Raw genomic sequence first — 6,952 nt, 5'->3', positions numbered from 1 at the left:
GCCAGACGGCCAGGAGAACGCCGACCGCGCCGGCAAGGGCATCCCCCAACCTCCCCGCCGCGAGGAGCGGCGCGAGCCAAAGGCCGGCGAGCCCCCCGATCGCGATCGCGAGCAGCCTAGCGAGGGGAGGGCCGACTCGCGGAATCCACCCCTTGCCGACATCGGCCAGGATTCGCTTCTCCCCCTCGAGGCCGCCGGCGAGACTCCTCCACCTCAGGTAAAGCTCTGGCGGATTGTATACCAGAAGAAGTGCCGCCGCGGCCGCCAGCGGACCGGCCATGGCGCCGAGCAGGCCGGCGACGACCGACAGCGGGCGGAGCAAGCCGAGCTGGATCCGATCCCCGAGAGCCCCGAGAGCCGCCGTCAGGGCGGGGCGAACCCGCTCGAACTCGTCCGGCCTCGACACGGAGAGGCCGATGGCATACCCCGCGAGGGTCGGGTTGGTGTTGAACGGTCCGCGCCCGGCCGGTCCTTTCGATCCGGCCACGATCCAGAGGAAGCCGCCCCGCTGCTGGCCCTTGAAATTGTAGAGAGACTGGAGCAGAAAGCCGCGCAGCAGGAGAGACGGCAGGGTCCTCATCCGCCCGCCCCCCGATGGAGCAGAAGCCAGGCGAGCAGTCCTCCCAGGAAGCCCCCCGCCACCCACCGGACGCTCCCGGTGCCGGACTCCGCCCTCGCGCGATGGAGGAGCGTCGCCAGTCCCACGCAGGCGGCCCCGCCGATGAGCGAGCCGGGCGCCGTCCCGATCCACGGGCCGAGCGCCGCCAAGGTAACCGGGTCCGCGAGTCTGGGAGAAAGCAGAGACCCAGCCGTCCCGGCGAACAGGGCGCAGAGGGCCCCGCGCGAGAAAGGTCCGGCGATCCCGCGCGCCACGGCCCGACCCAGGCCCTTTCCTCCGCGCCGCTCGAGAGCCGCCTCCTCCATCGCGGCGTTGCGCTCTCGCAAGCGCCTCTCCCATGGGATCGAGGCGAAGCCGAGCAAGAGGCCCAGCAGGATGCCGGCGATGACCCCCAACGGACCGGCTATGAGCGCGGCCGTCGCGCCTCCCGCCGCGCCGGCCGCGCCCGTGTCGGGCAGGAGCCTTCCCCCGACGGGCATCGTGACCGGCCAGACGAGCTGCAGCCAGAGACCGACCAGGAGCGCCGGGATCGGCGCTCCGAGCAGCAGACCCGCGCCGACCGCCGCGACGATCGGCTGATGGATCTGTCTTCCCCCGAGCGAGCGCTGATCGGCGGAGCAGAGTCCGCCCCAGATCGCGATCAGGACTACGCCGCACGGGATGAAGCTCACGCGGCCGGACCTCCCTCAGATCGGCTCGAAGCGCCCGAATGGGAGATCGCAAGGCTCATCCGTTTCCGGATCGCCGCGCCCGCTCCGAGATCGATCTCCCAGACAGGCGTCAGGATTGTGCCCTGGAAAACCCGCTCCGCGCCGGTCTCAGAGAGGGAGACCGTCTCGAGGGGTCCCCGAAACCAGGCCGCCGCGCCCTCCGCCGAGAGATCGACCCGGGTCCCGGACCACTCATCGACCAGCGAGACCGAGGCGGCTCCCGGGTGGGCCCCCGTTCCGGCCAGGTGAGGATCCTCGGGCTTCACGCCGTCGACAAGAACGAATCGATCCGGCGCCCGCCCCGCGAGGAGGTTCAGGATCCACTCGAGGCCAAAGTGGAATCTGAGGGGCATGGCCGCCAGGGAACGGATCTCGCAGATCACGTCGACTCGGGACTCTCCGGCGTGGATGCGAAGGGTTCTCGACATGGCGACCCCACGCTCCCCGGAGGAATCGAGCGTGAACCGACCCCTCAGGATCGCCTCCGCCCAGCCGTCTCCGGTGGCCAGATCGGCCTCGTAGGCCCCACCGCGCGCGCCGCAGCCGAGGCCGCCCCCTTCCCCCGTGACATCCTCGATCGTCGGCGGGGTCAGGAAGATCCGATCCGACAGGCCCATCCGCCGGCCCCGGTCGTATCTCAGGAAGCGATCGAGGCCCTCCTCCTTGGTCTCGAATCGGCCATGGATCGTCCGCGCTCCGTCATCGCTCGCCGATTCCTCCTTGCGGAAGCGGGCATGATAGGCCTCCCGCCGGCGCGTGAGGGTGTTGACGAGGTTTCGTCCGCCGACCTTGTCGTCCAGCTCCAGCACCCCTCCTCCGCAGCGCGGAGAGACGTGAAGCTCGAGCCTGTCAGAGCGCAGAATCGCTTCTCGCTCGCCGTCGCCGTCGTAGTCGTAGAGCGCGGCCTCGGCCCAGCGGTCCGACCCGCGCACGGCGCGATCGAGCTTCCCCTCCCCGGTCAAGATCTCCCGATAGATGGCGTCTCTCAGGTGAGGCAGGTAGAGCCCTCCAAAGACGCCGTGCCAGTATGCGCAGTTGCACTGGGCGCGCCAGAGATGATCGCGGATCTCGTCGCGAAGCCCCTCGGAGATGTCGCCCGCCTCATCGAGTCGCGAGTGCGCGAGGAGACACCTCTTGTGCATCTGATTCGATTCGGCGTAGCGAACGAGGAAGTTCCTGAAGGTCCCGCCCTTGAGAAGCAGCGCCTCGGCATCCCCGCGCCCCGAGTCGCGCAGGAATCGCGACGTCTCGCTGAAGATCTCCTGGGCGTCGGGAGGAAGGGCCCACTCGGTCATCTCCCTGTAGGAGCCCGCGGGCAGGTAGATCCTGCCGCGGGGCGGAGTGCGCATCCTGTGCTCCGACGGAAGCGCCAGGCTGAGCCACGAACCCTCCTGCCCAAGTCGGTCGAAGAACCGCCTCAGCCACCCTTCCCCGTAGCAGAGCTTGTGGGTCCCGGGCCAGACGCCGAACTTCTCGCCGTCGTCGCCGAAGAGGCGCATCGTTCCGGGCTCCGGGTCGGCGGAAGCGCGCAGCGTCTCGATGACCTGCTCCGGCGGGGCGAAGGGGATCTCGTAGCGCAGGCGCATCTGGATGGGATAGACGGCCACCACCGCGCCCGAGTCCTCCGTCAGATAGTAGCCGCGCAGATCCTCGTCCTTGACTCCCACCTGAAGGAGCTGGGTGTCGTCGAGGCAGAGATACTCGATCCCCTCGGCGGCGAGGTCGCTCGCCAGATGGGGCTCCCAGACGCGTTCGGCCAGCCAGATGCCGCGGGGCTCGACTCCGAAACGCTCCCGCAGAAATCGCGACATCCGCCTGATCTGCCCCCTGCGATCGCGCTCGGGCCAGAGCGGCAGGATCGGCTCGAAGAAACCCCCGCCCATGAGCTCGATCCGACCCGAGGCGACGAGCGCCTCCACACGGCGCCCGTACTCCGGATGGCGCGCCTCAAGCCACTCCCAGAGGCAGCCGGAGTTGTGGAGGGCGATCCGCACGTGCGGCTGCTCCTCGAGCGCTTCGAGGAAAGGAAGATAGGCTAGACGATAGGCCTCCTCTATCACGCCGTCGAAGTTGCCCGTCGGCTGGTGGTTGTGGATCACGATGCATAGCTGAAGCTGCTTCACGCTCCTTCTCCTGTGGCCGCCAGGACGTCGGCGAGCGGCCGCTTTGGGGCTGAAGGGAGGTCCTGGACGTAGAGCGGGATCCCCCTCCGCAATAGATCCTTCGCCGCCGCGAGGTCCGTGTCGGTGAGGAAGAGGTAGTCGTTGTAGCGGCGGGCTCCCTCTCGAAAGTGGATTCCGCCGAGGTTGACCTCGGCCGGAAGGAACTCCCCTTCGCACAGCGACCGCAGCTGAGGAAGTCCGCGGAGCAAGAGGATCGAGCGGGACGGATCGATCCCTTCGAGCCCCTTCCCCGACAGGAACGCGGCGGCGCTCAGGACGACGAGCCGGCATCCATCCGGAACGGCCGATTCGAAGAGAGCGGCGCTCAAGGGATCGGACGCCACCTCGTCATCGACGATGACGAACGAGCGCGGCTCCAGGGCTCCCCGCCAGCCGAGCGAAACCTGGCCGTGCAGCAGACGGTCGTCCACGCGCACAAGGGCGAAGGGGATCACGAGAGGCACTGGATCCCGTTGCGACCCTTCGCGAGCAGCCGCTCCCGGAGTTCTTCGATGCCGACACGGTCGCGCTGGTGCAGGAATTCGAGGAACATCGGGAGATTCACGCCTGAGAAGAGGACCGTCCGCGGATCGACGCGCAGGATCTCTTGGCATGCGTGGCCGCAGCTTCCGCCCAGCAGGTCGACGAAGAGAAAGAGCGCGCCCCGGGCGGCGCGCCCCTCGATCAGCCCCTTGAGCCTGGAGGCGAGATCCTCGAGGGAAGCCCCGGCGTTGCTGAGCACGGCAATCCCCTCCTGGGGACCCACGATCGCCTCCGCAGTGCGGACCAGCTCGTCGCCCAGCGAGCCGTGCGTCACCAGAATCCCGAAGACCTCCGTCGCCATCATCCTATTCCAGATCGTCCCGAGCCAGGATCTCGAGGTTCTTCTTGCGGCGGATCATCTGGAGCAGGTTCTCGTTCAAATGCTCCGCGGGACTGTACCCGTACGCCTTGACGAGGTAGTTCAGCGCGATCGTCTCGGCGATCACGGTGATGTTCTTGCCAGGGAAGATCGGCACGACCACGAGAGGGATCCTGACGTCCAGGATCGTTGTCTGCCTCTCCTCCAGACCCAGGCGCTCGTAGTCCTCCGTCGCGTCCCACTCCCTGAGGTTCACCTCCACCTCGACGCGCTTCCGGGCTCTGATCGAGCGGATTCCGAAGATGCTCTGGACATCGACGATCCCGATCCCGCGGATCTCCATGCAGTGGCGGAGCATCTCGTTGCCGGAGCCGATCAGCACGTTGCGCTGCCTGCGGATCGTGACGATGTCGTCCGCGACGAGCCGGGCGCCCCTCTCCACCAGGTCGAGGGCGCACTCGCTCTTGCCGATCGCGCTGCGCCCGGTGATGAGGAGACCTACGCCATAGACGTCGACAAGCGAGGCGTGCATCGAGGTCGAGGGGGCGAAGGTCTCTTCGAGAAACGAGGTGACGGTGTGAATGAGCGGCGTCGTCTCCAGTTCGGAGCCGAGCACCGGAATCTGCCTGTCGTCCGCGAGCTCGCAGAGCGGAGCCGGGGGCGTGAGCCCCTTGCTCACGACGACGCAGGGGATCGGGAACTGGAAGACGTGCTCGAGCGCCCTCTTCCGCGCCTCGTCCCCGAGTGTCAGGAGATAGCTGACCTCCGTCTGCCCGAAGATCAGGATTCGCTCCCACGAGAAGTTGTCGACGAACCCCGTGAGCGCGAGCCCAGGCCTGTTGAGGTCGCTCACCGAAATGGGCTGCCGGCTCGACAGCCCCTTGCCGAGGATCCTCAGCTGGGCCTGGGCCCCCGCCTGCTCGTAGAACTCGCGAATCGACAGGCCTGTCATCGCATTCCCCCCGGCGGGGAGGCCTTCAGGCGATCGTCCGGCATCCGGGTCACTCCGCCTCGACGAACCCGAAGTTCCCGTCCGGCCTCAGATGGACCAGGCTGACCTTCCCGCTGCGGGCGTTCTTGAAGAGAAGCAGATCGTTGTCCTTCTCTCTCATCAGCCGGATCGCATCCTCGACCGAGATCGGCTCGGGATGCCACTGCAGGCCGCGCACCACCACGGGGCTCCACTCCTCCTCCGGCTCCACTTCGGCCAGATCCCCCTCCTCCACGGGGACGCCGATCGGCACCGGCCGGCGGGACTTGCGGTCCTTCATCCTTGCGTTGAGCTTCTTCACCTGACGCTCGAGTCTGTCCACCACGCTGTCGATCGACGAGAGCATGTCGTGGCTCTCTTCGCGACTCGTCAGCTCGGCCCCGCTGGCGTGCACGGTCAACTCCGCGATCTGTCTGTGCTTCTCCTGCGCGAGCACGAGATGGACTTCCTGGATGTGGTCCGAGTAGCGGGCGAGCTTCTGCAGCCGCTTCTCGGCGTGATCCCGGACGCCCTGAGTCATCTCGAACCTTCTCGCGGTGGTGATGATATCCATCGTTCCTCCTCGTTGCGGGCCGCCCCGCTACTCGCCCGCCTCCCCCCGCTTCGGGTGGCGTTTGCGGAACTGCGCCTTGTCGATCTTCATCTGCTCCCTGTACTTCGCGACCGTCCTGCGCGCGATCTGGATCCCCTCCCCCTGCAGGATCTTGGCGATCCTGTCGTCCGAGAGAGGGCTGTTCTTCTCTTCTCCGTCGACGAGCTCTCGAATCCTCTCCTTCACCGCCTTTGCCGACGCGTCCTCCCCCCACTGCGTGTGGAGCCTGCTGGAGAAGAAGAACTTCATGGGAAAGACCCCGCGGGGCGTCTGCACGTACTTGCCCTTCGTGACGCGAGCCACGGTCGACTCGTGGATCCCGACGCGGGAGCCGATATCCTGCAGCGTCATCGGCTTCAAGTGCGACACGCCGTGTTCGAAGAAGTCGCGCTGCTCGTCCTGGATCGCCTCCATCACGCGGATCATCGTGCGCCTGCGCTTCTCGATCGCCTGGATGAGCCAGCGCGCCGAGTTGAGCTTGCCCTGGACATACTCCCGCGCCTTGGGATCTCCACTCCCCATGCCCAGGAGCACCCCTTCGTAGGCCCGGCTGACCCTCAGGCGCGGGATCGAGCGGTCGTTCAGGTAGACCTCGTAGGCGTCGCCGATCTTCTCGACGATGAGATCCGGATAGATGTAGCGGATGTCGTCGGCCGTCACGAGACGTCCCGGGTGGGGACGCAGGGTGGCGATCTGGTCGGTCGCCTCCTGGATCCTCTCCAGCGGGACCTTCAGCTCCCGCGCGATCTCCGCGTGCTTGCGCTTGGTCAGGTTGTCCCACTGCTCGTCGAGGACCCGCCAGGCCACGCTTCCCTCGAGCCCCCTCGCCCTGAGCTGCAGAAGCAGGCACTCCCTGAGGTCGCGCGCGCCGATCCCGGGAGGCTCGCAGGTCTGGAGCTTCGCGATCACCGCGGCCACTTCTCCTTCCGTCGCCCCCACGGCCTCGGCGATCTGCGCGTTCGAGTCGAGGATCCACCCGCGGTCGTCGAGCATGCCGACAACATACTCGGCCAGCG

General features: G+C 67.4%; 8 protein-coding genes. All 8 read right to left on the bottom strand.

All coding sequences use genetic code 11. The features are described from left to right. Window positions 1-580: hypothetical protein (locus tag FJY88_10550; GenBank protein ID MBM3287772.1), on the bottom strand; the 580-nt coding region annotated here is incomplete at its 3' end. Further along, window positions 577-1,290: a PTS sugar transporter subunit IIC gene (locus FJY88_10545; GenBank protein MBM3287771.1), complete on the bottom strand. Its 714-nt coding sequence runs from the start codon at window positions 1,288-1,290 to the stop codon at window positions 577-579. The genes FJY88_10545 and FJY88_10550, both read right to left, overlap by 4 nt. Then, window positions 1,287-3,668 (bottom strand): DUF1926 domain-containing protein, encoded by a 2,382-nt coding sequence (locus FJY88_10540; protein ID MBM3287770.1) that lies wholly within the window; start codon window positions 3,666-3,668, stop codon window positions 1,287-1,289. Before FJY88_10540 ends, FJY88_10545 begins: the two co-directional genes overlap by 4 nt. Next, the gene (locus FJY88_10535) at window positions 3,449-4,105 is read right to left on the bottom strand and encodes a PTS sugar transporter subunit IIB (GenBank protein MBM3287769.1); all 657 of its coding nucleotides are present in this window, start codon (window positions 4,103-4,105) and stop codon (window positions 3,449-3,451) included. Before FJY88_10535 ends, FJY88_10540 begins: the two co-directional genes overlap by 220 nt. Further along, window positions 3,943-4,338, bottom strand: coding sequence for a PTS galactitol transporter subunit IIBC (locus tag FJY88_10530; protein MBM3287768.1), 396 nt, complete (start codon window positions 4,336-4,338; stop codon window positions 3,943-3,945). Before FJY88_10530 ends, FJY88_10535 begins: the two co-directional genes overlap by 163 nt. A 1-nt stretch (window position 4,339) precedes the next feature. Next, window positions 4,340-5,305: an HPr(Ser) kinase/phosphatase gene (hprK, locus tag FJY88_10525; protein MBM3287767.1), complete on the bottom strand. Its 966-nt coding sequence runs from the start codon at window positions 5,303-5,305 to the stop codon at window positions 4,340-4,342. A 49-nt stretch (window positions 5,306-5,354) separates the two neighbouring features. Then, window positions 5,355-5,897 (bottom strand): ribosome-associated translation inhibitor RaiA, encoded by a 543-nt coding sequence (raiA, locus tag FJY88_10520; protein MBM3287766.1) that lies wholly within the window; start codon window positions 5,895-5,897, stop codon window positions 5,355-5,357. A gap of 27 nt (window positions 5,898-5,924) precedes the next feature. Continuing rightward, window positions 5,925-6,952 (bottom strand): RNA polymerase factor sigma-54 (gene rpoN, locus FJY88_10515; GenBank protein ID MBM3287765.1); only part of this gene is annotated, 1,028 nt, incomplete at its 5' end.

It is taken from the genome of Candidatus Eisenbacteria bacterium, from assembly GCA_016867495.1.
Lineage (GTDB): Bacteria > Eisenbacteria > RBG-16-71-46 > CAIMUX01 > VGJL01 > VGJL01.
Note: the sequence above shows the minus strand (reverse complement) of the source record. Positions and strands in the feature narration are given on the sequence as shown.